Origin of the sequence: Pseudomonas sp. PS02290, from assembly GCF_029960075.1 — a bacterium.
Lineage (GTDB): Bacteria > Pseudomonadota > Gammaproteobacteria > Pseudomonadales > Pseudomonadaceae > Aquipseudomonas.
Genome location: NZ_JASCOY010000022.1, coordinates 45,930 through 70,379 on the forward strand (window position 1 = coordinate 45,930; position 24,450 = coordinate 70,379).

General features: G+C 59.9%; 23 protein-coding genes and 1 pseudogene. 15 read left to right on the top strand and 9 right to left on the bottom strand.

The window, feature by feature from the left end:
• The first annotated feature begins 201 nt into the window (after positions 1–201).
• The 7 genes from QMX88_RS12605 (at position 202) to QMX88_RS12635 (ending at position 6,520) form a co-directional block, all read left to right on the top strand.
• Positions 202–1,494, top strand: a complete 1,293-nt coding sequence (locus QMX88_RS12605) for an MFS transporter (protein ID WP_282369720.1) — start codon at positions 202–204, stop codon at positions 1,492–1,494.
• A 248-nt stretch (positions 1,495–1,742) separates the two neighbouring features.
• Positions 1,743–2,231: an Hcp family type VI secretion system effector gene (locus tag QMX88_RS12610; RefSeq protein ID WP_282369722.1), complete on the top strand. Its 489-nt coding sequence runs from the start codon at positions 1,743–1,745 to the stop codon at positions 2,229–2,231.
• 9 nt (positions 2,232–2,240) lie between these two features.
• A complete protein-coding gene (locus tag QMX88_RS12615) occupies positions 2,241–3,203 on the top strand; it encodes a hypothetical protein (protein ID WP_282369724.1) in 963 nt (320 codons plus the stop codon).
• Entirely contained in the window at positions 3,193–3,552 is a 360-nt protein-coding gene (locus tag QMX88_RS12620) for a hypothetical protein (protein ID WP_192173273.1), read from the top strand. The genes QMX88_RS12615 and QMX88_RS12620 overlap by 11 nt, the downstream gene beginning before the upstream one ends.
• Before the next feature lie 472 nt (positions 3,553–4,024).
• Positions 4,025–4,372, top strand: a complete 348-nt coding sequence (locus QMX88_RS12625) for a hypothetical protein (RefSeq protein ID WP_282369727.1) — start codon at positions 4,025–4,027, stop codon at positions 4,370–4,372.
• A gap of 260 nt (positions 4,373–4,632) precedes the next feature.
• On the top strand, positions 4,633–5,526 hold the full coding sequence (ypfJ, locus tag QMX88_RS12630; protein ID WP_282369729.1) for a KPN_02809 family neutral zinc metallopeptidase: 894 nt from the start codon (positions 4,633–4,635) through the stop codon (positions 5,524–5,526).
• 4 nt (positions 5,527–5,530) lie between these two features.
• Positions 5,531–6,520 (top strand): alpha/beta hydrolase, encoded by a 990-nt coding sequence (locus QMX88_RS12635; RefSeq protein WP_282369731.1) that lies wholly within the window; start codon positions 5,531–5,533, stop codon positions 6,518–6,520.
• A 257-nt stretch (positions 6,521–6,777) separates the two neighbouring features.
• On the opposite strand, the gene QMX88_RS12640 is transcribed toward QMX88_RS12635, so the two are convergent.
• The 3 genes from QMX88_RS12640 to QMX88_RS12650 all read right to left on the bottom strand — a co-directional run bounded on the left by QMX88_RS12640 (position 6,778) and on the right by QMX88_RS12650 (position 8,935).
• Positions 6,778–7,377, bottom strand: coding sequence for an HAD family hydrolase (locus QMX88_RS12640; protein WP_282369733.1), 600 nt, complete (start codon positions 7,375–7,377; stop codon positions 6,778–6,780).
• Complete coding sequence (tesB, locus tag QMX88_RS12645; RefSeq protein WP_282369735.1) at positions 7,374–8,243, bottom strand: acyl-CoA thioesterase II; 870 nt, start codon at positions 8,241–8,243, stop codon at positions 7,374–7,376. Before tesB ends, QMX88_RS12640 begins: the two co-directional genes overlap by 4 nt.
• 128 nt (positions 8,244–8,371) lie before the next feature.
• The gene (locus QMX88_RS12650; protein WP_282369737.1) at positions 8,372–8,935 is read right to left on the bottom strand and encodes a GNAT family N-acetyltransferase; all 564 of its coding nucleotides are present in this window, start codon (positions 8,933–8,935) and stop codon (positions 8,372–8,374) included.
• 128 nt (positions 8,936–9,063) lie between these two features.
• Between QMX88_RS12650 and QMX88_RS12655 the strand changes: the two genes are divergently transcribed.
• Together QMX88_RS12655 and QMX88_RS12660 are read left to right on the top strand one after the other, a co-directional pair.
• Positions 9,064–9,981 (top strand): histone deacetylase family protein, encoded by a 918-nt coding sequence (locus QMX88_RS12655; protein WP_282369739.1) that lies wholly within the window; start codon positions 9,064–9,066, stop codon positions 9,979–9,981.
• Between the two features lie 195 nt (positions 9,982–10,176).
• Positions 10,177–11,415 (top strand): TIGR03862 family flavoprotein, encoded by a 1,239-nt coding sequence (locus QMX88_RS12660; protein WP_282369741.1) that lies wholly within the window; start codon positions 10,177–10,179, stop codon positions 11,413–11,415.
• Positions 11,416–11,438: 23 nt separating this feature from the next.
• Here QMX88_RS12660 and QMX88_RS12665 read toward each other — a convergent pair whose 3' ends face one another.
• On the bottom strand, positions 11,439–12,614 hold the full coding sequence (locus QMX88_RS12665; protein ID WP_192173282.1) for an acyltransferase family protein: 1,176 nt from the start codon (positions 12,612–12,614) through the stop codon (positions 11,439–11,441).
• A gap of 298 nt (positions 12,615–12,912) precedes the next feature.
• On the opposite strand from QMX88_RS12665, the gene QMX88_RS12670 reads away from it, so the two are divergent.
• The 4 genes and pseudogenes from QMX88_RS12670 (at position 12,913) to QMX88_RS12680 (ending at position 16,304) form a co-directional block, all read left to right on the top strand.
• The gene (locus QMX88_RS12670; RefSeq protein WP_282369742.1) at positions 12,913–13,182 is read left to right on the top strand and encodes a hypothetical protein; all 270 of its coding nucleotides are present in this window, start codon (positions 12,913–12,915) and stop codon (positions 13,180–13,182) included.
• Between the two features lie 348 nt (positions 13,183–13,530).
• Positions 13,531–14,436: pseudogene (locus QMX88_RS29665) on the top strand (methyl-accepting chemotaxis protein); the annotation flags it as partial.
• Between the two features lie 198 nt (positions 14,437–14,634).
• Positions 14,635–15,339 carry a methyl-accepting chemotaxis protein gene (locus tag QMX88_RS29670; protein ID WP_407073240.1) on the top strand — a complete coding sequence of 235 codons (705 nt, stop codon included), beginning with the start codon at positions 14,635–14,637 and terminating at the stop codon, positions 15,337–15,339.
• Positions 15,340–15,512: 173 nt separating this feature from the next.
• Entirely contained in the window at positions 15,513–16,304 is a 792-nt protein-coding gene (locus QMX88_RS12680; protein WP_192173285.1) for a substrate-binding domain-containing protein, read from the top strand.
• A gap of 309 nt (positions 16,305–16,613) precedes the next feature.
• On the opposite strand, the gene QMX88_RS12685 is transcribed toward QMX88_RS12680, so the two are convergent.
• Both QMX88_RS12685 and QMX88_RS12690 read right to left on the bottom strand, forming a co-directional pair.
• Positions 16,614–17,081, bottom strand: coding sequence for a metallophosphoesterase family protein (locus QMX88_RS12685; protein ID WP_282369746.1), 468 nt, complete (start codon positions 17,079–17,081; stop codon positions 16,614–16,616).
• 3 nt (positions 17,082–17,084) lie between these two features.
• Positions 17,085–18,293 (bottom strand): MFS transporter, encoded by a 1,209-nt coding sequence (locus tag QMX88_RS12690; protein WP_282369748.1) that lies wholly within the window; start codon positions 18,291–18,293, stop codon positions 17,085–17,087.
• A gap of 424 nt (positions 18,294–18,717) precedes the next feature.
• On the opposite strand from QMX88_RS12690, the gene QMX88_RS12695 reads away from it, so the two are divergent.
• The gene (locus tag QMX88_RS12695; protein WP_282369750.1) at positions 18,718–19,371 is read left to right on the top strand and encodes a hypothetical protein; all 654 of its coding nucleotides are present in this window, start codon (positions 18,718–18,720) and stop codon (positions 19,369–19,371) included.
• Positions 19,372–19,560: 189 nt separating this feature from the next.
• Positions 19,561–20,589: a LacI family DNA-binding transcriptional regulator gene (locus QMX88_RS12700; protein ID WP_282369752.1), complete on the top strand. Its 1,029-nt coding sequence runs from the start codon at positions 19,561–19,563 to the stop codon at positions 20,587–20,589.
• Positions 20,590–20,812: 223 nt separating this feature from the next.
• Here the strand turns inward: QMX88_RS12700 and QMX88_RS12705 are convergent, their stop codons facing one another.
• The 3 genes from QMX88_RS12705 to QMX88_RS12715 all read right to left on the bottom strand — a co-directional run bounded on the left by QMX88_RS12705 (position 20,813) and on the right by QMX88_RS12715 (position 24,315).
• A complete protein-coding gene (locus tag QMX88_RS12705) occupies positions 20,813–21,550 on the bottom strand; it encodes an SDR family oxidoreductase (RefSeq protein ID WP_282369754.1) in 738 nt (245 codons plus the stop codon).
• A gap of 2 nt (positions 21,551–21,552) precedes the next feature.
• Positions 21,553–23,085, bottom strand: coding sequence for an FGGY-family carbohydrate kinase (locus tag QMX88_RS12710; protein ID WP_282369756.1), 1,533 nt, complete (start codon positions 23,083–23,085; stop codon positions 21,553–21,555).
• A 144-nt stretch (positions 23,086–23,229) separates the two neighbouring features.
• Positions 23,230–24,315 carry an alcohol dehydrogenase catalytic domain-containing protein gene (locus tag QMX88_RS12715; protein ID WP_282369758.1) on the bottom strand — a complete coding sequence of 362 codons (1,086 nt, stop codon included), beginning with the start codon at positions 24,313–24,315 and terminating at the stop codon, positions 23,230–23,232.
• Between the last annotated feature and the right edge of the window lie 135 nt (positions 24,316–24,450).

Here is a 24,450-nt window from a genome sequence, read left to right on the forward strand (position 1 = left end):
TTAAGAATGGGCCGGATGAACAAAGTGATCTTCCCAATGGGGCTTGGACCCAGCGCACTCCTACTCGATCCGCCGCCGCTTTCTCATGCGCACGCAGCATATCCCTCACCACCCATCATTAAATTCCTGACAGCTAGCGGCGAACTGCGTCAGACCGGTGTATAACTCTCGGCCGTCTCTCGCTTCGATGGATGCCTAGCCTTGAGCTCCGAATCGCCCGCCCCGTCCTCTGAATCCTCCGCTAAAAGCGCCCTGCGGCTGCCCGGCTTTTTCGCCTTCCTGACCGCGCGTCTCGCTGCCGTTTTCGCCATGCAAATTCAGGCGGTCGTCGTCGCCTGGCAGGTCTACGACATGACCCGCAGCCCCATTTCGCTGGCGTATGTGGGCCTGGCGCAGTTCATTCCCATGCTGCTGTTGTTGATGCCGGCCGGCGATCTGATCGACCGCTATGATCGCAAGATGATCCTGACCATCAGTTGGTCGGTGCAAGCGGTGTGCAGCCTGATGCTGATGCTGTTCTCGGTCACGCACCATCAGGATACGCGGCTCATTTACGCCACTCTGGCGCTGTTCGGTTGCGCGCGGGCGTTCACCGGGCCGGCGTTGCAGAGCCTGCTGCCGCAAGTCGTCCCCCGTGAAAAACTCGCCTCGGCCATCGCCACCAACAGCATGATCATGCGCATTGCCACCATCGCCGGGCCTCTGGTCGGCGGCGGTTTATATGCAGCGGGCGGCGGCGGATTGACCTACTCGGTGTGCATGGCCAGCTTCATCGCTGGCGTGCTGTTGCTGATCCGCGTGCCGGTGCTCTATGCCGGGAAGAAGCAGATCCTCGAGTCCACGGCCTGGAAGCGCTTTACCGCCGGCATCGCGTTCATTCGATCGCGGCCGATCATCCTCGGCACCATTTCCCTCGACCTGTTCGCCGTGCTGCTCGGTGGCGTCGTGGCGCTGCTGCCGATTTATGCCCACGAAGTGCTGCACCTGGGGCCACAAGGGCTGGGCGCGTTGCGCAGCGCGATGAGTCTGGGGGAGGTCAGCACCGGCCTGTACCTGAGCTTCCGGCCTTTTGATCGACACGTCGGTCTGGTCATGTTCATCGCCGTCGCGGTGTTCGGTATCGCCAATCTGGTGTTCGCCCTGTCGACGCTGTTCTGGCTGTCGCTGCTGGCGTTGATGATCGCCGGTGCGGCGGACATGGTCAGCGTCTACATTCGCTCCACACTGGTGCAATTCTCAACGCCGGACGACATGCGCGGGCGGGTAAACGCCGTGAATATGTTGTTCATTGGCTCGTCCAACGAACTGGGCGAATTCCGCGCCGGCAGCAGCGCAGCGCTTTGGGGGGCCGTGCCCGCCGCGATCATCGGCGGCCTCTGCACTCTGGGTGTTGTGGGCGCCTGGATGGTGGGTTTCAAGGCCTTGCGTCAGGTCAACCACTTCGCCGACGCCTCGCCGATCGAAACCACCGAGAAGCAGACAGCGCGGGTTTGATGTAAGCCCTCTCGGGTATTTGCTGTCGGCGCGTACCCTCTGCGCGCCACGCGAATCCGGCCACTTCCCCATCACTTTTGAACGACTACTGCGGCGAACATCACCCGTTACAGAATCTTCCGTAAGACGGGCTATGGCTCCAGCGTAGGACCGATCCGAATCGTACTTTTGCCCCCCCTCTTGGCGCTTCAAAGCCAGGAATACGCTCCCTATCCTTGCTGGACCTGAACTCAGCAAGGACATGCAGCATGGCATTTGACGGATTCATCAAGCTGGACGGGATAGACGGCGAGTCGCTGGATGAGCGCAACAAGGGTTGGATCGAAATCGTGGCCTACGACTTCGGCGTCAGCCAAAGCACTTCGGCCACCGCCAGCTCGAACGGCGGCGCAGGCTCGGGTCGGGCCAGCCTCAGCGACTTCAGCTTCAGCAAGCGCCTGGACAAATCCAGCGCTTCGTTGTTTGAAGCGAGTTGCGCGGGTACGCACATAAAGGACCTGACTTTGTGTCTGTACCGGGCCGGTGGAGACAAGTTGAAGTACTACGAAGTGCGCCTCGAAGAAGTGATCATTTCTGACTTCAGCCAAAGCGGTGAAAGCGGCGAGCCCCTGGAACACGTGCAAATCAACTTCGGCCGCGTTCGCATTCTGTACACCCAGCAGAAACGCAGCGACGGGGCGGCAGCCGGCAACGTCACCGGCGGCTGGGACCGCATCGCCAACAAGCGCTTTAGTTGAGGACAGCACGTGTCCAAGCCATATGTGTTTATCAATGACCGCATACAGACCTATTTCACACTCAAGGCACGGGTGAGCGGGCGTGCGAAGTTCGATGTGCTTAACGCGCACATTCGAAACGTTGTGGTGATGCCGGGCCAACTGGTGATTGTCAGCGACGGTTCGACCGGCATTCTGACGGCGGAAGAGACAGAGCTAATGAACCTCGCTCGGAACGTCCATCGGCAAGTGAAAGGCGCGGGCAGCCAGCTCATCGAGAACTATGACCTGCTCCAGAACATGCTCAGTTATGGATCGCTGGGTATTGGCGCTGCCACCGGGAGTTGGGGCAAGCACCTGGAGGGGGTGAAGAAAACTCTGGAAGAGATCGAGCGGCTTTACAAACTGTCGCTGGCGCGCGGAACACCCATTGCCCGGCAGGAATTCATCAACCAGCGGCGAGCGCTGTTTGCCACGCTTGATAAGCAACTGGAAGGAATTGCCCGCTGGGGTACCGGGCTACGGAAAAAGGGCCCGCTGAAGAAGATGCTGGGGTTGTCGACCAAGAGTTATCTGCACACAGGTGAAATCCAGGGATATGCGGAGCGGGTGGGAAAAATCGCCAAGGTGGCGAAGTTGTTGAAGCATGGGACAGCAATTGGGATCGGGCTGAACTTAGCATCTACCGCGCTTGAGATTAAGGAAGCCTGCTCGACCGGAAGGGAGGATATTTGCACGCGAGCGAAATTCGTCGAAGGCGTGAAACTGGTGGGCAATGTCAGCGGCGGCTCCTTAGGCGGAACGCTAGGTGGCACAGCGGCGGCTACTGCATGCTTCGCGGTATTGGGTCCAACAAGCGGCCCGGTGGCACTTGCCTGTTTGATCGTGGGCGCAGTTGCTGGAGGGTATGGAGGTGGGTTGGCAGGTGAGAAAAGCGGAGAGTTCATAGGAACCAAACTTTATGAATGGAGCCCGCACACTAATGATGATTGAGAAAGTCTGGTGGGTGATGGCGGTGTTTGGAAGCATATTCGTCAATATCATCATAATGATTTACTTCCAGCTAAATAAGTTAACCGCCATGGAGGAACTGCTATCAGACGTAAAACTCGTGCAGTGGAACAAAAGCGTGTGGGGCGGGGGCCTCATTGGCAGGCAGATGAGGCTGAATGGATTAGCGATGATTATCATCATGCATAAGCTTATGTGCAGGCGGGGTGAGATACCTCCCGATGCAGATAAGCGGTTGTCTTCGGCGCTCAGGCTTCAACTTCAGGCGCTCTATTTTTTCTCGTATGCAAACGGCGCCGCTTTAGCTTGGGTTTATTTCTCCCTAGACTGAACAAGCTTGACAGTGCTCTGCGAGACCTTTTGACCCTCATTAGGGAAGAAATTTGGAGCTGCTTCACCAATGCACTACTTAATCGGCCTACTTTCACTGGCAATGTCCTTTTGGATGTTTGCGACCATCTTGACGATGACAATTTTTTGCTGCAGAAAGATAGTAATAATTGAAAGCTATCTGAATGACTGCAGATGCATATCTGATGCTCGAAGGATGTGGGGCGACGGCATTATCGGAAGACAGATGCGTATGAACATGGTGACTGTCGTCCTTACTTTTCCGAATTTGATGTACCTCCGTGGAGATATTTCAAAAGATGCAAACTTAAGAGTGCCACCAGATTTAAGGGTCTGGATACTCTGGCTCTACATCAATCTAAATACAGTATTTGCATGCATGATCGGGCTTTATGCCTTTATCACAGCACAGTGAGAGAAGTGAAAGAAATGACCGACGAATATCTCTATGCATGGGCGCAGTAATGGTAGATATCCCTACCGGACTACTGGCACTCATTTTGACAGTGATCACGGCCTTGCATCTCGCCGGCTACTACATCTTCTTCTACATCAACTTGGAAAAAATCGAAAACTACCTATGCGATATTGAAATGTTTTCATTGAACAGAGATTTCTACGGAGACAGCCTTTTCGGACGAAGAATGAGGGAAACCTTTGTAATGCTGGTCGCAGTCGCACCTGAAATCTTCTGGAGGCAGGAGCGCATTCCCAGGCAAAAAACTTTTCAAACTGCCTCCCCGACTGCTGTGGGGAGTGCGGATAATTTATGGCTCGATGATTCTCATCGGCGTGAGTAGCGGACTGCTCTACTATTTTCGCGCGCCTCATTAACGCACTCAAAGGGCGCTGCCCTGACATGGGTCTACTTCTCCGCAGGTTGAAAAACACAAATAAGGTTCCAAGCTGCCACGCCCCACCAAGCAGCTCTGCAGGTGAGCAATACGTCTGAAGAACCGATTCGCGAACTATTCCCCCTCCCCTCCTCTCTTAGTCCAGCAGACCAGACGACGCACGCACGCCGTCTACACTTCCCACACGACCAAAAGAGGATTCCCCCATGCTATGGAAAAAAGGACGTCGCAGTGACAACGTCGTGGACGCACGCGGCGATTCCGGGGGTGGCGGTGGCGGCGGGATGCGCATTGGCGGCAAGGGTCTGGGGCTTGGCGGGATCGTGATCATTGTCGCGATCGGTCTGCTGACCGGGCAGGACCCGATGCGAATTCTGGGCGAGATTACCGGCCAGATGGGTTCGGAGCAGACCGCAGCGGTCAATCCGCAAACGCGCCAGGCGCCACCGGCCAATGACGAGCAGGCCGACTTCGTGCGCGCGATCTTGGGCGATACCGAGGACACGTGGCAGCAGGTGTTCCAGCAAATGGGGAGCCAGTACAAGGCGCCGACCCTGATTCTGTTCAGTGGCCGGGTGCAATCGGCGTGCGGCTCGGCGTCTTCGGCGAGCGGCCCGTTCTATTGCCCGGCTGACCAGCGCGTGTACCTGGACATGGAGTTTTTCCGTGAAATGAGTCAGCGCTTCAAGGCGGCGGGAGATTTCGCTCAGGCGTACGTGATTGCTCACGAAGTTGGCCATCATGTGCAGACCTTACTGGGGGTTTCGGCTAAAGTTGACGCCGCCCGCCAACGCGGCATGAAAATGGAAGGTGACAACGGTTTGCTGGTGCGTCAGGAGCTGCAAGCTGACTGCCTGGCAGGCGTTTGGGCCAACAACGCACAAAAGCGTTTGAACTGGCTGGAGCCGGGTGATATTGAAGAGGCGCTGAACGCCGCCAATGCCATTGGCGACGACCGCTTGCAGCAACAGGGTCAGGGCCGGGTCGTGCCGGACTCGTTTACCCACGGCACCTCTGCCCAGCGGGTCCGCTGGTTCAAGACAGGTTTTGCCCAGGGACAAATCAACCAATGCGATACGTTCGCCGCCAAGAGCCTCTGATCACATGATGAAACCGCTTTCGATCCTGTTGTTGGGCACCCTGATGAGCCTCAATGCTCATGCGGCGGATCAGGCGGTTAAAGCCATCAGCCCCGACCGGCTGCAGATCAACGGAACGACCCAGGCCACCCTCGGCCTGAGTCAGAACTGGGTTCGTCCCAGCCCGCAGGTCCAGCGGGTGGTCATTGTTTTCCACGGTCGGCTGCGCAACGCGCAAACCTACCTGCGCAGTGTCGAGCGCGCAGCCAACCAGTCCAGGCAGCGATCGAAAACCCTGCTGATCGCGCCGCAGTTTCTCGACGAAAAGGACATCGCAGAACACCGCCTGCCTGAGTCGGTACTTCGCTGGCACACCAATGACTGGATGGCGGGCGAGAAGTCACTGGGCCCCAAGCCGGTCAGCTCCTTTGTGGTCATCGATCACATCCTCAAGCGTCTGAGCGACAGTAAGCTGTTCCCCAACCTGAAGGAAATCGTGATCGCGGGCCATTCCGGCGGTGCGCAGGTTGTGCAGCGCTACGCGATGATTGGTGGCAAGGAAGATGCCTTGCTGAAGAAGGAAGGCATCAAGCTGCGCTATGTGATCGCCAACCCATCCTCTTATGCCTATTTCGACGCGACGCGCCCTGTGCCGGTTGATGCGGCGAGCTGCCCGACTTTCGACACCTGGAAGTATGGCCTGAACAAGCTGCCCGCTTACGCCGGCAAGGAAACACCGGCCGAGCTTGAGGCCGCATACGTGAAGCGGGACATTACTTATCTGTTGGGCGAGCTGGACACCGATCCGGAGCACCCCGCGCTGGACAAGGATTGTGGCGCGGAAGCTCAGGGGCCTCAGCGTCTGGCCCGTGGTCACAACTACTTCGATTACCTGACCAAGCGCCATCCGGAAGGCTTGAATCAGCGTCTGGTGGAAGTGAAAAACGTCGGGCACAACGGCGACGCGATCTTCACTTCGCCTGAAGGGCAGACGGCGTTGTTCAAGGCCAATTGATATCCGCGCGTTTGGTAGGACTGGTTTCGGCCGGGAAGAGGCCAGCATGTGCAGCGTCAATGTTGCGGTGTAGCGCCGGACGCCTTCCCGGCTGAAGCCGGTCCTACAAATGAACACAGCCGCCGGTCCTACTGTCTAGACGCGGCACTACGTAGGACCGGCTTTAGCCGGGAACAGGCCGGTCTGTACACCATCAATTTTGTGGTGAATTGCCGGACGCGTTCCCGGCTGAAGCCGGTCCTGCCAGAAGGGTGGAATCAGCTCTTTGCGCCAATCATCGCCCGTAACGCCACACAATCCTCCGCATGCCAGTCGGTCAATTCCGGCCACGGGTTTTCCGGGAGATTGACCAGCACCGTCCGGGCCCCGGCCGCTCGACCACAGGCCAGGTCGAACTGATAGTCACCCACCATCACCATTTCCGACGGCTGCACGTTCCAGGCGCTCGCGAGCTTCAGCAGGCCACCCGGATCGGGTTTGGGCGCGGCCTCGTCACGGCCGAGCACGTCGTCCACGGCAAAGCAGTCGGCAATACCGATTGCCTCCAGCGTTACGTGAGCAAGCTCCCGGGCGTTACGGGTCAGGATGCCGAGGCGATAACCCCGCCCTGCCAGCTCCCTCACCAACTCAACAGCACCTGTCGCGGGTTTGGATTCAATCGCCAAAGCGCGCTCGTGCTCCAGCAGCCAGGCATGTTTAGCCGCCGCAACATCCGCCGGCAATGCCGCAAGGTGCCCGAGAATGTCGTCCTCCTGCGGGATATCCAGCGCACGCTTGATCGCCGGAAAATCATGGGCAGCAACGGTCAGCGTACCGTCCATGTCGAATACCCAGTGGCGTACTTGATTGAGGCTCATGACCAATCCTTACGGTGGCGAATCAAACCTTCCTGACTGACCGACGCCACGAGCTTGCCCTCGCGATTGAATACGCTGCCTCGGGAGAACCCGCGCGAATTACCGGCCCATGGGCTGTCCATGGCGTAAAGCAGCCAGTCGTCAGCGCGCAGTTCACCGTGGAACCACAGCGAGTGATCCAGGCTGGCGATCTGCATGTCTTTCTGCCAGACCGTCTTGCCATGGGGCAACAGCGAGGTGGTCAGCAGGTTGAAGTCCGACGCGTAAGCGAGCATGTAGCGGTGCAGGGCGGGGATGTCGGGCAGCGTGCCGTCGGCGCGAAACCAGATGTATTTCACCGGGTCAGCAGGCTTCGGGTTGTAGGGATCAGACTCGGTGACTGGCCGGAATTCGATGGGCTTGGGGCACAGCAGTTTGTCCTTCATGTGCTCGGGAATCAGGTGCTCGCGCTGACGCATCAATTCAAGCTCCGACGGCAGGTTTTCCGGGCCGACCACGTGCGGCATCTGGGTCTGGTGCTCGAAGCCTTCTTCGTCGTACTGGAACGAGGCGCTGCAGGTGAAAATCGGATGGCCTTTCTGAATGGCCGTCACCCGGCGCGTGCTGAAACTGCCGCCGTCGCGGACCCGGTCCACCTGATACACCACGGGCAAGTGCGCGTCGCCGGGGCGCAGGAAATAGCCATGCAGCGAATGCACATGGCGCGCGTCTTCAACCGTCTTGCTCGCCGCCGACAGCGACTGACCCAGTACCTGACCGCCAAACAGCTGGCGAAAGCCAAGGTCCTGGCTGCGTCCGCGGAAGAGGTTTTCTTCGATCGGCTCCAGACTCAACAGCGACACCAGATCATCCAGCACGTGACTCATTCAGGGTTCCTCACACGGTCGTCTCGCCAACCGTCATCGCATCAATCAGGCCATGGGCGCCGTAGGCCGGCGCATATGGAAGTGGGACGAAATGATACAGAGGTTTGTAGCCCGATTCCCGCAGCTGTTTAAAGCGTCGCCAACCAGCCCGCCCGGTTGATGCGATACAACACGTGGGGCCTGAGTGGATGGCCGTTGGGCAATTTCGGATGATCGAAGTTGTCAGCCGGATCGGTGCGCATGCCGATGGCCTGCATGACCTTCTGCGAGGGCAGATTATTGACCGCCGCAAATGCCACGATTTCGTCCATGTCCAGGTGCTCGAATCCGCAGCCAAGGACCGTCCAGGCGGCTTCGCTGGCATAACCCAGGCCCCAATGCTCGCGGGCCAGGCGCCAGCCGATCTCTACCGCTGGCGTAAATCCTGCTTCGAAGCCCACCACGGCCAGGCCGGTGAAGCCGATGAATTCACCGGTGTCCTTACGTTCAAGGGCCCAGAAGCCGAAACCATACTCGGCAAAATGCCCGCGCACTCGGCCGATCAGCTTGGCGCTTTCCATGCGGCTCAAGGGCTGCGGAAAGTAGCGCATCACTTGTGGATCGGCGCACATCTTCGCGAAGGCTGGCAAATCATCATCTCGCCATTGACGCATCAACAAGCGTGCGCTGTTGAGCTCAAGAATCGGCTCCATCGATCGTCTCCCTGTTGCCTCGCCTCTCAAAATGCCCGCCGGCTGGCGATCTCCCCGCCCAGGCAAATCGCTGTGCGGTGATCGTCAGAACTGGCAAGATTCCCCTTCGAACCAGACGCGTGCTCACCATGCCCCTGCCCCTCATTTACCACGAAGACTACAGCCCGGACTTTCCGCCCGACCATCGCTTCCCGATGGACAAGTTCCGGCTTCTGCGCGACCACCTTATCGACACCGGCCTGACCACAGATGCTCAATTGTTTCGTCCGCAGGTCTGCCCAACGGACATCCTCGCGCTGGCCCATGACCCCGGTTACATCAGCCGTTATATGGAAGGCGCGCTGGCGCGGGAAGATCAACGTCGCCTTGGCCTGCCCTGGACCGAGGATCTGGCCCGACGTACGGTACGCGCGGTAGGTGGCTCTTTGCTGACAGCGGAACTCGCCCTGCAACACGGACTGGCCTGTCACCTTGCCGGCGGCACTCACCATGCCCATTACGATTACCCGGCGGGGTTTTGCATCTTCAACGACCTGGCGATCATCAGTCAGTACCTGCTGCAAAGCGGACGCGTCGACCGGGTGCTGATTTTTGACTGCGACGTGCACCAGGGTGACGGCACTGCGCGGATTCTCGAACACACCGCTGACGCGATCACGGTCTCGCTGCACTGCGAAAAGAACTTCCCTGCGCGCAAGGCCCAGAGTGACTGGGACATTCCGCTGCCGATGGGCATGGGTGACGACGACTACCTGAAGGTGGTCGACGACACGCTCAATTACCTGCTGCCGCTGTATCAGCCCGATCTGGTGCTGTACGACGCCGGCGTGGATGTGCACAAGGACGACGCGTTGGGCTATTTGCAGCTGACCGATGCGGGGGTTGCCCGCCGCGACGAGGCGGTAATGCGTCATTGCCTGGGCCGGGACATTCCGGTGATGGGCGTGATTGGCGGTGGCTACAGCAAGGACCGGCAAGCACTTGCTCGACGGCACGGGATTCTGCACCACAGTGCGCAGCGGGTGTGGATAGAGCGCGGGCTTTGAGTGATGACATCACTTACCCACATCCCCTGTGGAGCCGCCTGTGGATAACCTGAGTGCAAGGGCGTGATCCCCTGATACCACTAGGGCTCGCGCGTACTGTACGTTTTTTGATCGATAAGTTTTCCACAGGCTGGCCGCGTTTCACGAAGCTCGCGTAGAATGCGCGCCCCCTACCCAACCGGTGTTCGCTTAGCCATGACGTCAACCGCCACCTCAAGCACCCAGACAGTCGCCATTATCGGCGGCGGCCCTGCCGGCCTGATGGCCGCTGAGGTGCTGAGCCACGCCGGTTTCAAGGTGGACCTCTACGACGCCATGCCCTCGGTCGGGCGCAAGTTTCTGCTGGCGGGCGTCGGCGGCATGAACATCACCCACTCCGAGCCGTCGCCTGCGTTCGTTGCCCGCTACGCCGAACGCGCCCCGGTAATCGCGCCCTCGCTGCGCAGCTTCGGCGCCCAGGCGCTGTGCGAGTGGATTCACGGCCTGGGCATCCAGACGTTCGTTGGCAGTTCCGGGCGCGTGTTCCCCACCGACATGAAGGCCGCGCCGCTGCTGCGCGCGTGGCTCAAGCGCCTGCGCGAGTCCGGCGTCGTTATCCACACCCGTCATCGGTGGCTGGGCTGGAATGCCGACAATACGTTGCGAGTCGACGGTCCCGAAGGTGAAGTCACCCTGAACCCTGCCGCCACGCTGCTGGCGTTGGGCGGAGCAAGCTGGTCGCGGCTGGGCTCGGACGGTGCGTGGGTACCGCTGCTTGAACAACGCGGAGTCGACGTCGCGCCGCTGCAAGCCGCCAATTGCGGGTTCGAAGTCTCGGCCTGGAGCGAACTGCTGCGCAGCAAATTCGCCGGCGCGCCGCTGAAGAACATCGCCATGGGCCTGGAGGGGCAAACCCTGCGGCTGGGGGAATGCGTGGTCACGCAGGGCGGTGTCGAGGGCAGCCTCGTTTACGCTTTGTCCGCGCAGATCCGTGAGGCGATCAATCAGTCGGGGTCGGCCACTGTCGAGATTGATCTGCTGCCCGGCAAAAGCGTTGCCGAGGTGCAAAAGGCCCTGAGCAAACCCCGCGGTTCCCGCTCGATGTCCAAGCATCTGCACAGCCAGCTGGGCCTCGACGGGGTGAAAGCGGCGCTGTTACGTGAGCTGACCCCCGCTGCGACATTCGCTGATCCAGCCCTGCTTGCGCGTGCGATCAAGGCCTTGCCGCTGACACTGATCACGCCGCGCCCGCTGGATGAGGCCATCAGCACGGCAGGCGGAGTGAAATTCGAAGCACTGAACGAGCACCTGATGATCCCGTCGCTGCCCGGCGTCTTCTGCGCCGGCGAGATGCTCGACTGGGAAGCGCCCACCGGCGGCTATCTGCTGACCGCCTGCTTCGCCAGCGGCCGCGCGGCAGGGCTGGGAATGGTTGACTGGTTGCGCCGCAGTTAAGGCTCAGCGCAACCAAAGGGGATTCACGCCGCGCGATCAACCTGCGGCTTCAGGCCACCGCCGATACCCTGCTTGACCGGCGCTTTGCCGTTCGAGGCTCCGGTGACCCACTTGCCCAACTCGACGCCCTTCAGCTCGATGTACTTATGAGCCAGAGCAGCCAGGCCGATCGCTGCGAGGGTGACGGCAACCACCAGCGCGTTGTTGCCCAGCTCGGAACCTGTGTCCATGAAACGCTGGCCGTTGATCATCGGCGACAGATCGCGGCCGGTGAGCTTCTGCGCCACGATGAACATCGTCGACAGGCAAAACAGCAGCGCAGCGTGGGTCATGTAGATGGAGTACGACAACTTGCCCAACAGCCTGAACACGGCGGTTTTCAGGAACGTCGATACCAGCCCGGCTTCGAATGCGAACACCAGCACCAACACGCAGAACGTCAGACTGGCAATGGGCGAGCGGTCGCTGTAGTCGTTCATCACCATCCAGTACGTTGTGCACGTGAGCGCCACTTCGAGCACCGTCATCAGCCAGCGCACCGGCACGAATCGGTCGCGAACCAACAGATAGGCGAGGTACGTGATATTGCCGGCGAAGAAGCAGGACAAACCCAGCATCGCGCGCCAGACCAGCGGTTCGTTTTCGGTGAAGATCATCGTGAATGCGACGACGGCCACGCAGGCAAACATCAGAAAGCGGCTTCGCAGTGAGAGCAGGCACAGCCCGCCGAAGAGCATGTAGATATAGAACTCGATGCTGATGCTCCACGACGGGTAGTTGAACGACATGGTTTCGGTGAGCGTCGTCCAGGCTTGCACCAGCAGCAGATTGGGCAGGATCTCCGACGGGGCGAAGAGCCCGGTGAACGGCACGTTGTTCAAGGTGAAGCCTTTCTTCCAGGCCGCCCAGCGCACCCCTTCGAAGAGGATAAACACCAGCAGCATCACGACGTGCAGCGGGTACAGGCGGAACAGGCGCGAGATGACGAAACGCTTGAAGCCGAACTGCGGCTTCAGCCCATAGGAATGGGCCAGGACAAAACCGCTGAGCACGAAGAAGAAGTTGAGCAGGATGTCCGCTCTGCGAAAAAACGGCAGCTCGATGAAAGCGCCCACCACGTGCAGGTGATAGAAGACCACCAACAACGCGAAAACGCCCCTGAAACTATCTAGCGTGGTGAATCGCTGAACTGATCCCATGGCCCAACGTCCCGTCCTGAGTGAGAAAACGCCCGCGGCGGCAGCGAGGTCTCGCGGCCTTTACACGTTAGGGGGTTGGTGGACTTATCGACAGTTGAAATATTTCATGTCCGGTACAAAGGACGGCGCAAAGATTGACGCCAGCGTTTGACGAGCAGCGGGGCAAGCCGTCGCCGTATCAACTATCAACGCCGACGATGTTCGCTACCAATCGTATTGAGTTCTGATTAATTTTGCGGCGAGTAACATCAGCTCCATACCGAGTCACCCACTCATCAAACGTACTGGAGCAACTCCCATGAAAACCAACACACTGATTCTTGGCCTGGCCTTCTCTGTACTGGCAACCAGCGCTTTCGCCCTCCCTGCTGTTGATGCCAGCGCATTTGTAAACGCGCCAATCGTTGCTGAAAACGGCTCTTCCCACACCAACATCAATCGTGTTGCTGCTGACGGCGCTGATCGCGTTGGTGCAAATCGTGTTGCTGAAAACGGTTCGTCGCACACCCAGCTGGGTCGTGTTGCCGCTGACGGTGCAGACCACGTCGGTGCCAGCCGCCTGAGCTGATCGACACTCTGCTCCTCCCCCAGCCCGGCCTTTGCCGGGCTTGATTGTTTCTGGGCCCCACGTTTTTTCTCCTGCCTATACCTCCGCTCGCACACGACTGTCGGACAATTCCGACATCGGTTTCAGATTCTCGCGAATCTGCCGATGCATTCGTACACATGAATGTTTTGCTGGCTCCATAACAAAAACCCTCCAGCTGACGATTTCAAATATTTACGGATCTGGAGAAATGGAATGAACAGCTGGTTCGCGAACATTAGCGTCAACATGAAGCTGGCCCTCGGTTTCGGTGTCGTGCTTGTACTGACTGCCCTGCTGGCCCTGGTGGGCTGGAACAGCCTGGGCAATATGACCTATCGCAGCGACCGCGTTGCCGACATCACCAAACTCAGCCAGAAGCTGACTGACCTTCGGATTACGCGGCTGCAGTACATGCTCAGCAATGGCGACGAAACCGCTGCGCAGACCGTGCAGACTGCGCTCGAAGGCTTCAAGGTGCAGCAGCAATTTCTGCAGAAAACCTTCAGCAATCCACTGAACGTCGCGCCCATCAAGGCGTTGGGCGAGCAGATCGCCGCTTATGAGACCTCACTGAGCAAAATGCGCGAGGCCTATCAGGCGAGCGCCAGGGTTCGCGCCGACATGGGCGTTGACGCCATGAAGGCGGCCGACCTGATCGCCGCGATCAACGACGACGTAATGAAACTCGACCCGACGGACGAACGCCGTTTCGAGCAGTACCAGGCCGTCATCAAAGCCCGCGAAGACGTGATGCTGGTGCGCTATGAAGTGCGCGGCTACACCGCCAGTGTCTCGGCCAAAACCGAAGACACGGCCATGCGCCAACTGACCAGCGCCATTGACGGCCTCGCTCCGCTCAACGCCATTTTTGGCGGCACTCAGGGCGAACGTCTGAAGCAGCTGGAAGCGGCTCTGAACCGCTATCGCCAATCGGTGCAGGGATTCAAGGTCGCCACGGACACGATCAACACGACGCGCGCCGAGATGACCGAGGAAGGAAGCGCCATTGTCAAATTGGCCCAGCAACTGAATGACTTGCAGATCACCCTCGGCCAGGCCGACAGCCAGCAAGCCCGCACCCTGCAATTGGCCGGGACGCTCCTGGCGCTGATCCTCGGTACGCTGGCGGCGATCATCATTACCCGTCAGATCACCCGTCCGCTTCAACAGACACTGGCCGTGGTAGACCGCATTGCGTCGGGCGATTTGTCCCACGACATGGTCGTGACCCGCAAAGATGAACTGGGCGTTCTGCAAATGGGCATCCAGCGCATGGGCGCCACGCTGCGCGAGTTGATCGGCGGCATCCGTGACAGCGTCACGCAGATTGCCAGCGCCGCTGAAGAGCTGTCGGCCGTGACCGAACAGACCAGCGCCGGGGTCAACAGCCAGAAAGTGGAAACCGACCAGGTCGCCACCGCGATGCACGAAATGTCGGCCACTGTTCACGAGGTGGCGCGCAACGCCGAGCAAGCATCGGTCGCCGCTTCTGCCGCTGACAAGCAGGCACGGGAAGGCGACAAAGTTGTGGGTGAAGCGATCGTCCAGATCGAGAAGCTGGCCACTGAGGTGGTTCGCTCCACCGACGCGATGACCGTGCTGGAACAGGAAAGCGACAAGATCGGCAAGGTCATGGACGTGATCAAGGCCGTCGCCGAGCAGACCAACCTGCTGGCCCTCAACGCTGCCATCGAGGCCGCACGGGCCGGTGAAGCCGGTCGCGGTTTTGCCGTGGTCGCCGACGAGGTCCGTGGCCTGGCGCAACGCACCCAGCAATCCACCGAAGAGATCGAAGGCCTCGTCGCCGCGCTGCAAAACGGAACGCGCCAGGTCTCGGAGATCATGCTCAGCAGCCGCAACCTGACTGACAGCTCTGTTGCCCTGACCCGCAAGGCCGGTACCTCGCTGGAAAGCATTACCCAGACGGTGTCGAACATCCAGGCCATGAACCAGCAGATCGCTGCCGCTGCCGAGCAGCAAAGCTCGGTGGCCGAAGAGATCAGCCGCAGCATCGTCAACGTGCGCGACGTGTCAGAACAGACCGCCGCCGCCAGCGAAGAAACCGCCGCGTCCAGCGTCGAACTCGCCCGCCTGGGCAACCAGCTGCAGATGTTGGTCAGCCACTTCAAGGTGTAAAGCGGCTTTATCTGCGTCGGGCGAAAAGCCGCCCGGCGCAGGCACTGCAAGGGGTTGAAGACGAAACGCGCAGGCGTATCGGCAAGAAAGGGATTTACTGATCTCACAATTGCCACATACTGCCCGCGCTGTTTTATTTCGTCATATTCATCTCCAACGCCGGGTTTATCTCCATGAAAAGAATGTTGCCTTACCTCCTCAGTGCCGCCCTCTCCCTCGTTCCAGTCGCTTTTTCCCACGCCGCCACGGCACCTGCCCCCGTTCAACTGATCGTCCTGAGTTCCGGTGGGATCATGGGTGCGTTCAAGGCTGTTGCCCCCGATTACGAACAGCGCGCCGGCGTAAAGCTGCAAGGCGAGGTAGCCCCATCGATGGGCGCGACGCCCCAGGCGATTCCAAACCGACTGGCCCGCCACGAGCCGGCGGACGTGGTGCTGATGGTGGGTGCGGCGCTGGACAAGTTGATCAAGGACGGCAAGGTCGATCCGAAAACCCGTGTCGATCTGGGCAAATCCTACATCGCCATGGCCGTACGTCATGGCGCGCCCCACCCTGACATCAGCACCATGGAAGCCTTCAAGCAGACCCTGCTGGACACAAAAAGCATTGCGTATTCGGACAGCGCCAGCGGCGTTTACCTGTCCCGCGTGTTGTTTAGCCAGATGCACATCGCCGATCGCATTCAGAGCAAAAGCCGCATGATCCCCGCCGAGCCCGTCGGTGAAGTCGTTGCGCGTGGAGACGCTGAAATTGGGTTTCAACAGCTGAGCGAGCTCAAGCCGGTGGACGGCATCGACATCATCGGCCTGATCCCCGACCAGGCGCAGCAGATGACCCTCTACTCCGCCGGCGTCGTGACCATGAGCAAACACCCTGAACAGGCCAAACAGTTTCTGGAGTTTCTGAGTTCTTCGGCAGCCGCCCCGGCCATCAAAGCCAGCGGCCTGGACCCGATCGCGAAGTAATGAGGATGCCGCAGATCCTTTAGTTGGCGGATGACCTGTGGGAGCGACCGGGGTGGCGCTCCACCTTGCTCGCGAAGAGGCCCGTACATCCGCTAAATAACTTGGCGATTGGAAGAACGTCTTCGTGAGCAAGCTCACTCCCACAGTGACCGTGTTCGCCGAAGCCCTATCAGTTGCCAGATCACTTGTGGGAGCGGGCTTGCTAGCGAAGAGGCCATTACATCCGCTAGATATTTGGTGGAGGGAAGATCGTCTTCGTAAGCAACCTCACTCTCACACTGGACTGCGTCGTAAGCGCACTGGATGGGCTTATGTGAGCGCCAGCTCGATCAACTCACCGCGCACGTCATCACCCTCGATGTGCAGCACGCCAACCGTGATCGGCAGTTTGAACCGTCGCGGTCCGGCGCTGCCCGGGTTGATGAACAGCACCCCATCGCGCATCTGCTGCAAGGGCCGGTGGGAGTGGCCGGTGACCACGACGCGCACCTCATCCGGCAATGATTTCGGCACATCGGCCAGTATGTGAGTGGTGTAAATCGCTACATCACCGACACGCAAAACTGCTGCATAAGGCACGTCGCACGCCCAGGCGTCGTCGGTGTCGTTGTTGCCTCGCACCACCGTCAGCGGCGCGATGGCCATCAATGCGTCGAGGATCTCCGGCTTGCCGATGTCGCCGCCGTGGATCAGGTAATCGCAGCCCTGCAACGCCTCCAGTGCCTGAGGGCGCAACAGGCCGTGGGTGTCCGAGATCAAGCCGACCTTTACGCTCATTGTTCAGCTCCCGGATGCCGACAGGGCAGCCTGTTTCGATTGCACGCGCTTCATGCTGATCATCGCCAGCAACGCAACCACGGCCACCAGTCCGGCGAAGAACTCGCCCACATGCTCCAGACCAAACACCCGCACGCTGAAACCCACCGCCACCACCGGCACGGAAATCGACACGTAAAGCACCACAAAGAATGCGGACGTCACCGCTGCCTTCTGATCAGGCGGGCTGCTGGCGGTGACCGCGCCCATGCCGGCGCGCAGGATCATGCCCTGGCCGATGCCTGCCACCAGACCCGCCGCGATCAGCAGCCCCAACTGCGACGTGGCAATGCTCAGGCCCAGACAGATCATGCCGACAATCAGCCCGACGCAACCGAGGGTCATGTGCCGGTCCTTTGGCAGCACCTGCAGCAACGCCTGGCCAATGATCGACGCCACGAAAAACAACCCGATGACGGCGCCGATCAACAACCCGCCCTGCTCGTGCATGTCGTGAATCATCACCGACGGCACCATGCTGGTGAACAGACCTGCCACGCTAAAACCCGCCAACCCGGCGATGGACGCGGAGATAAACACGCTGCGCACTGAGGCTGGAACCGATGGCTTCTGAATACCCAGTTTCAGAATGGCCGGACGCTGCACGGTCTCCCGAATCAGCGCGATACCGACCGTCGCCAGCACGAGCATTACCAAGTGCACGTAAAACACCAGATGCAACGCATCCGGCAGAAATTGCGAAGTAAAGCCGGCCAGCAAAGGCCCGATGCCAAGGCCGAACATATTGGCGGCCGTGGCCACCAGCGTGGCGTTCTTCCAGGTCTTGGGGGCCAGTTCAATGACGGCGACAGTTGCCGTGCCGGTCATGATGCCCGCGCTGAAACCGGAAAAAAGCCGTCCGATCAGCAAACCGCCAATCGAATCGCTGAACAAAAAGATCAACGCGCTAATAGCCCCCATCGCCAGCCCTGCCAGCAACAATGGCTTGCGTCCCAACTGATCGGACCAACTGCCGACCGCCAGCAATGCTGCGATGACGCCCGCCGCGTAGATCGAGAAGATGATCGTCAGCCAGCTCGCGTCAAAGCCGAGCCGTTGTTGATAGAGGGCATAGAGCGGCGTGGGCAGCGTGGTGCCGACCATGGCGATGAGTAACGCGCAGGCGGCAAAGATGAAGTCGCGCGTAGGTGAAGAGGAAGCAGGCAAGGACATGAGCGCTCCGGGCACCGGTATAAACAAGACTGGCAGTGTCGCTGATACAGACTAGGCAAGGTAGACCTGAGAGCGTTACCGAGGTTCATGCTGAGGCAATTTTGAAGTATGCGTGAACATATTCATCATCATGTTAAACACTTTGACTTTGCATGCGTCACGCCCATCAGCGCGGATCAGAGGCCCGATTGAGCCATACTGACGAGATAACCAAGACGAAATCGCAGATTTGGAAAACTGCAATACCGATTATCACAAAAGACTTTTACTGAGTGGAAGAAGAACTAAAAGAATGAACTCGTCCGCTGTTTGGCTAACCTGGGAAAGTTCTTTAGAGTCCCGCCCTTAATACTCGCTCAACAGTGAAAAACTTGTGAATAACGATCTACAACTTGTTAAATCAGCATTAACGCGATTCGGCGTCATGCTGGCGCTTACGCTCTTCAGTATTGGCATGGTGTTCATCGACATCTTTATCGCTAAAACGGACATTCTCGAAACCTCGTTCACCGAGGTCAGTCAGGAAATCATGCTGGCGATCATCGCCGGTCTGTTCTGGCTCTCGGCGCGCCAGCCGGGCCAACGTGGCGTCGGCATCCTGATTGGCGGCTTTTTCGCCTGCATGCTGATTCGTGAGCTGGACGGGTTGTTTGACCCCATCAGTCACAGCTTCTGGCTGTGGCCTGCGCTGCTCACCGCTGGCACTTGCGTCTACAAGGCCTTGGGTTACAGGAACGCGTGGCGCGACGTCGTCTCGGGGCTCGCCCGTTTTTCCCTGCGTCCGGCGTTCGGCTTCATCATGGCCGGCCTGCTGGTGCTGATCTTCTCGCGACTCTTCGGCATGGGCTCGTTGTGGCACGGCATCCTTCAGGGCGGCTACGCGCGGCTGGCGAAAACCACCGTCGAAGAAGGCGTCGAGTTGCTGGCCTACAGCATTTGCCTGGGCGGCGCGCTGGACTACTTTCTGGAGCTGCGCCGCGATCTTTCGCGCTTTGATGAGCTCACCGAACTGCAGATTTCCGTGCCCGTCAAAACCAGACGTCGCGCTGTCGCCGAGGCAATGGAAACCAGCGTCTGACCCTGGCGTCGGCGCATCGACGGAGGGTCTTCAGGCACTCAGCCAGCGCCCGATAATTTAGCTGTCGGTTCGCCGACGCGCGCCGACATCGGCATCCCTTTCGCGCCCTCCACCGTGCTAGCCTTGGCACTCTTTGGAGGGATGCGACTGCCCCGCAGGTTGTCCCGAATTTCAGGCAGCCAATCGCCCATGAGCAAGAAAACCCCCGTCACCATTTCCGACATCGCACGCCGCGTGAACATGACGCCTGTCACTGTTTCCCGGGCGCTGAACAAACCCGATCTGGTCAAGCCCGCCACCCTGGCGCGCATCCTGGAAGTGGCGCAAGAACTCGATTACGTCCCCAACGCCTTTGCCCGCAGCCTCAAGCGCAGCGAGAGCATGATCATCGGGGTCATTACCGCGTCGGTGGACAACCCGTTCTACAGCGAGATGATCAAGGCGATCTCCCGCGAGGCGAAGACCCGTGGCTACACCATCATGCTGGTGGACACTGACGGCTCCGAAGAACTCGAAGCCAAAGCGGTGGATACGCTGCTCAGTTATCGCGTGGCGGGCATAGTGCTGTCGCCGGTGTCAGACGAGCCGGCGTACCAGCCGGTCTATCTGAGCCGGCTGAGCAACGGCGACATCCCGGTGGTGCAGCTGGACCGCGCGCTGCCTGCCAGCCCGTTCAGCCATGTGGTGCTCGACAACTATCACAGCGGTCTGAAAGGCGCGCGTTACCTGCTGGCGCAGAGCCCGGCGATGCGTCGCATGCTGGTGTTGACCGGTCCTGCGCATTCGCGGATTTCCGAGGAACGCCTGAAGGGCGTGAAGGCGGCGATTGCCGAGAGCGGCAAGCCGGTGCAACTGGATGTGTTTGCCGGGGACTACACCCTGGAACCGTCGCACCAAAGCACGCTGGATTACCTGCGCGACCATCCAGTACCAGACGCCATTTTCGGTTTTAACCAGCTCATAACGCTGGGCGCCATGAAAGCCCTGCGTGACCGCGATATTGCCCACCACAGCGTGGCCATCTGCGGTATCGACCGGCTGCCGTTCGCCGACATCTTCGGCATCCCCATCGCCTGCATCGCCCACGATGCCTCGCTGGCCGGAAGCAGCGCGGTGAAAATGCTGATGGAGCGGATCGAGGACCGGCATTTGCCGAAGGCGCAGGTTGTGATTGTCGGGGAGCTGGAGAATGGCGTTGGCCGGGGGCAGTCGTCCTGACACCGCGCTATCGCGAAGCGAACGGTGCTCATGTGGGAGCCGTCCCGCCGCAAATGCGCCGCGATGTCGCGCAGCAAACACGGTCCATGTGGGAGTGAGCTTGCTCGCGAAAGCGTCAGTCCAGCCATTGCATCTCTAGCGGCTGGAAGTCAGCCTTCGCGAGCAAGCTCGCTCCCACGATAAACACGCATTTAGTATCCACACAGGTGCTGAATCCAAGCCTTCAACGGCTCGTGTAACCCCCATCAATCGGCAGCGACACGCCAGTGATCATCGACGCCGCGCTGCTCAGCAGGAACAAAATCGGCGCTGCGACTTCAGCGGTTTCGGCGAAGCGGCCGAGGGGAATCGCCGCCAGCGCCGGGTCACGTTTGCTTGGCTCGCTCCAGGCCATCTGCGCCATGGGCGTCAGCGTCACGGTGGGGTTCACGCTGTTGACGCGAATCCCGTACCGGCCCCATTCACCACACTGCACACGGGTCATGGCATCCATCGCGCCCTTTGACGCGCAGTAGCTCAAGTGGTCGTCCAGCGCCACCAACGAAGCCTGGCTGGACACGTTGACGATGCTCCCCGCCACGCCTTCGGAGATCATTTTCTTCGCCACTGCTCCCGCGATCATCGCCCCTGCGCGCACATTGACCGCCATGACCTGATCGAACGCCGCAGCGCTGACATCGGTCGCGGCTTCCAGTATGGAAATCCCCGCGCAATTGACTAGGCCGTGCATCACTGGCAAGTCCGCCAGCACTGCGGCCAATGACGGCTGATCGGCCACGTCCACGCGCAAGACCTGACAGCCTTGTCCTGCCAGTTTTTCCAGAGCCGCTGCATCGCGGCCCAGGGCATAGACCTCGGCGCCACTGTTCAGCAGTTGCTGTACAACCTCCCAGCCGATGCCGCTGCTGGCGCCGGTGACCAGAATGCGCTGGCCGGCGAAATCAAATTGAACCGTGTTCACAGTCACGCTCCCTGCAAGCGATGCATGATCGGTTTCAGCGCCGGGTACAGCGCCACGTAATCGGCGAACAGTCGTGAATACAGCGCGACGTTCTCGGCCTGAGGCTCGGCCCGGCGCTCCAGTTGGACCCAGCCTTTGTGGACCTGCGCCTCATCCACCAACCCTACCGCGTGGGCCGCCAGCAAGGCTGCACCGAGCGCCGCCTCGACCTCCTGCACGATGGTGTAGACCGGAAAGTTGGTGACGTCGGCGATGATTTGCATCCACAGATCCGAGTGGCTGGCACCGCCGACCACGATCAGCCGAGGGTCCAGGGACTGCGCGCCTTTGGTGCCCGCTTCGATGTTGTGCCGAAGCGCGAACGTGACGCCTTCGAGCACCGCGCGGTACAGATGGATTCGGCTGTGATAAAGGCTCAGGCCGACAAAACTGCCGCTGGCTTTAGCGTCCCACACGGGGCTGCGCTCGCCCATCAGATACGGCTGGAACAGTACGCCGTCGCTGCCGGCCGGAATCTTCATCGCCGCACGTTCGAGAATGACGTGGCTGTCTTCGCCGCTCTCCCTGCCTTGCTGCTCTTCAGCCTGACAGAACTGCTCGCGAAACCAACTGACCGAGGCGCCGGCGGTGATCGCGCCGCCGAAGATGTAGAGGTCTTTGGCGCCGTTGAAGACGTGGGGAAAACTGACCAGACCGTGGCGGGCATCGACCTGCTGATTGAGGTAGCCCCAGCACATGCTGGTGCCGATCATCGCCACGTGATTGCCGGCCTGAGTAACGCCCGCGGCGAAGGTCGCCATGGCGGCATCGACGCCACCACCGAGCAGCGGGATGCCAGGGGTAAGCCCCAGCCGATCAGCCCATTCGGGCAACAAGCCGCCGACCACATCACCGGAATGAAGCAGACGCTCGGGCATCATCGACGCCGGGATGCCCAACGCGTCGAGCATCTCTGCCGACCAGCCCCGGGCCTTAACGTCGTAAACACCACCGATGTTGCCGGCAGAGCTGTGGTCCACCGCGACCTCGCCGGTCATGCAGTAATTGATGTAGCTGTTGGGCGGCAGCAGGTAGCGCGTGTCGGCCCAGACCTGCGGCTGTTTGTCTTTGAGCCAGAGCATTTTGGTGAAGCCGTAATAGCTGTCCACCGAGTTGCCAGTGATCGCATACAGCCGTTCGAGGTCGACGTGCCGGTTGACCCACTCGACCTGTGCCTCGGCGCGGCGGTCCATCCAGATCAGGCACGGGTACAACGGTTTGATCTGTGCATCGACCGCGATGCCGGAGCCGCCATACAGGCTGCTGACACACAGGGCTTTGACGCTGTCCCTCGGCAACGCGCTTTTGCGCATGCAGGCGGCGACGCAGATTTCCACGGCGTCGAGCCAGACCTGCGGCCATTGCTCGGCCCAGCGCGGTTTGGGTGTGTCGACCTTATAACTGTGGCTGTGCTGCGCGATGATCTGGCCCTGGGCATCGACCAGCAATGCCTTGGTGCTCTGGGTGCCGATGTCGACACCAATGACGTAATCCATCTGGGTGCGCTCTCTTGTTATTGGTTTACTTGAGGCGTGCCACGGTCCCCTGTAGGAGCAATCGGAGGTGACGACGGTCGCGAAAGCGATTTATCAGATAAAACCGCATCGCGACCTGCGATTGCTTCTACAGAAAGAGTTGCGTCAGTTAACGGGCTTGAGCAGCACCTTGATCGACTTGGTCGAGTCCGCCAGGGCAAACGCTTCGGCGTAGTCGTCCAGACCGAAGTCGTGGGTGACGATGCCTTTTGACGTCACCAACCCGCGCTCGAACAGGTCGATGGCGATCGGGTAGCAATACGGGCCCAAGTGAGCGCCGCGCACGTCGAGTTCCTTGCGATCGCCGATGATCGACCAGTCAGCGCTGGTCTCGGCGCCGAACACGCTGAACTCCACGAAGCGGCCCAGCTTGCGGATCAGATCAAGGCCTTGGGTAACGCCGATCGGCACACCCGTTGTCTCGATGTAAACGTCGCAGCCGTAGCCGTCGGTGAGGCCGTTGATGATCTCTTTCGCGTTGTCGCGGCTCGGGTTGATCACCACGTCGGCGCCGAATTTTTTCGCCAGTTCCAGGCGCTCGTCGACCATGTCGATGACCACCAGTTTCTTCGGCGTTTTCAGCGCAGCCACTTGCACCATGCACAGGCCCAGCGTGCCGGCGCCGGCGATCACCAGCACGTCGTCGAGCTGAACATCACCGCGGTTGACGGTGTGAATCGAGCAGGCCATCGGCTCGATCAACGCCGAATCCTCCAGCGAAACCGACTCGGGGATGTGATGCACGATCGCGGTCTTCGGGATGCGCATGTACTGCGCCATGCCGCCTTCGGCGACGTCTTTCTGGAAGCCGAAGATGTTGTGCACTTCGCACATCCAGTACTTGCCGGACTTGCAGAACTTGCACTTCTCGCAAGGGACGATCTGCTCGGCGATGACCTTGTCACCCACCTTTACGCCGAAGTGCTCTTCAGCGCCCTCGCCCACCGAATCGACGTAGCCGAAGAACTCGTGGCCCGGCACCACGGGGGCCTTGACCCACGGGCTCTCGCCGCCCCAGAACATCGCCGCCCCTGAATGGCATTTGCAGTCACTGGCGCAGATCCCGCAGGCACCGATGCGAATCACCAGTTCATTGGCCCGCGCAACGGGCTTGCTGATCTGCTCCAGACGGTAGTCTTTCGGCGCATGGCAGACGACGGCTTGCATGGTGTTTGTTGTGTTTTGTTCCATGTCGGGTTACCTGTTTTGATGTTTGGATGACGGCTGAGATAGCCGATATCGTTTCAAATTCATCAGTGACTGGACCGGCCCTATCGCGAGCAAGCTCACTCCTACAATGACCGCATCGCCCTGTAGGAGTGAGCT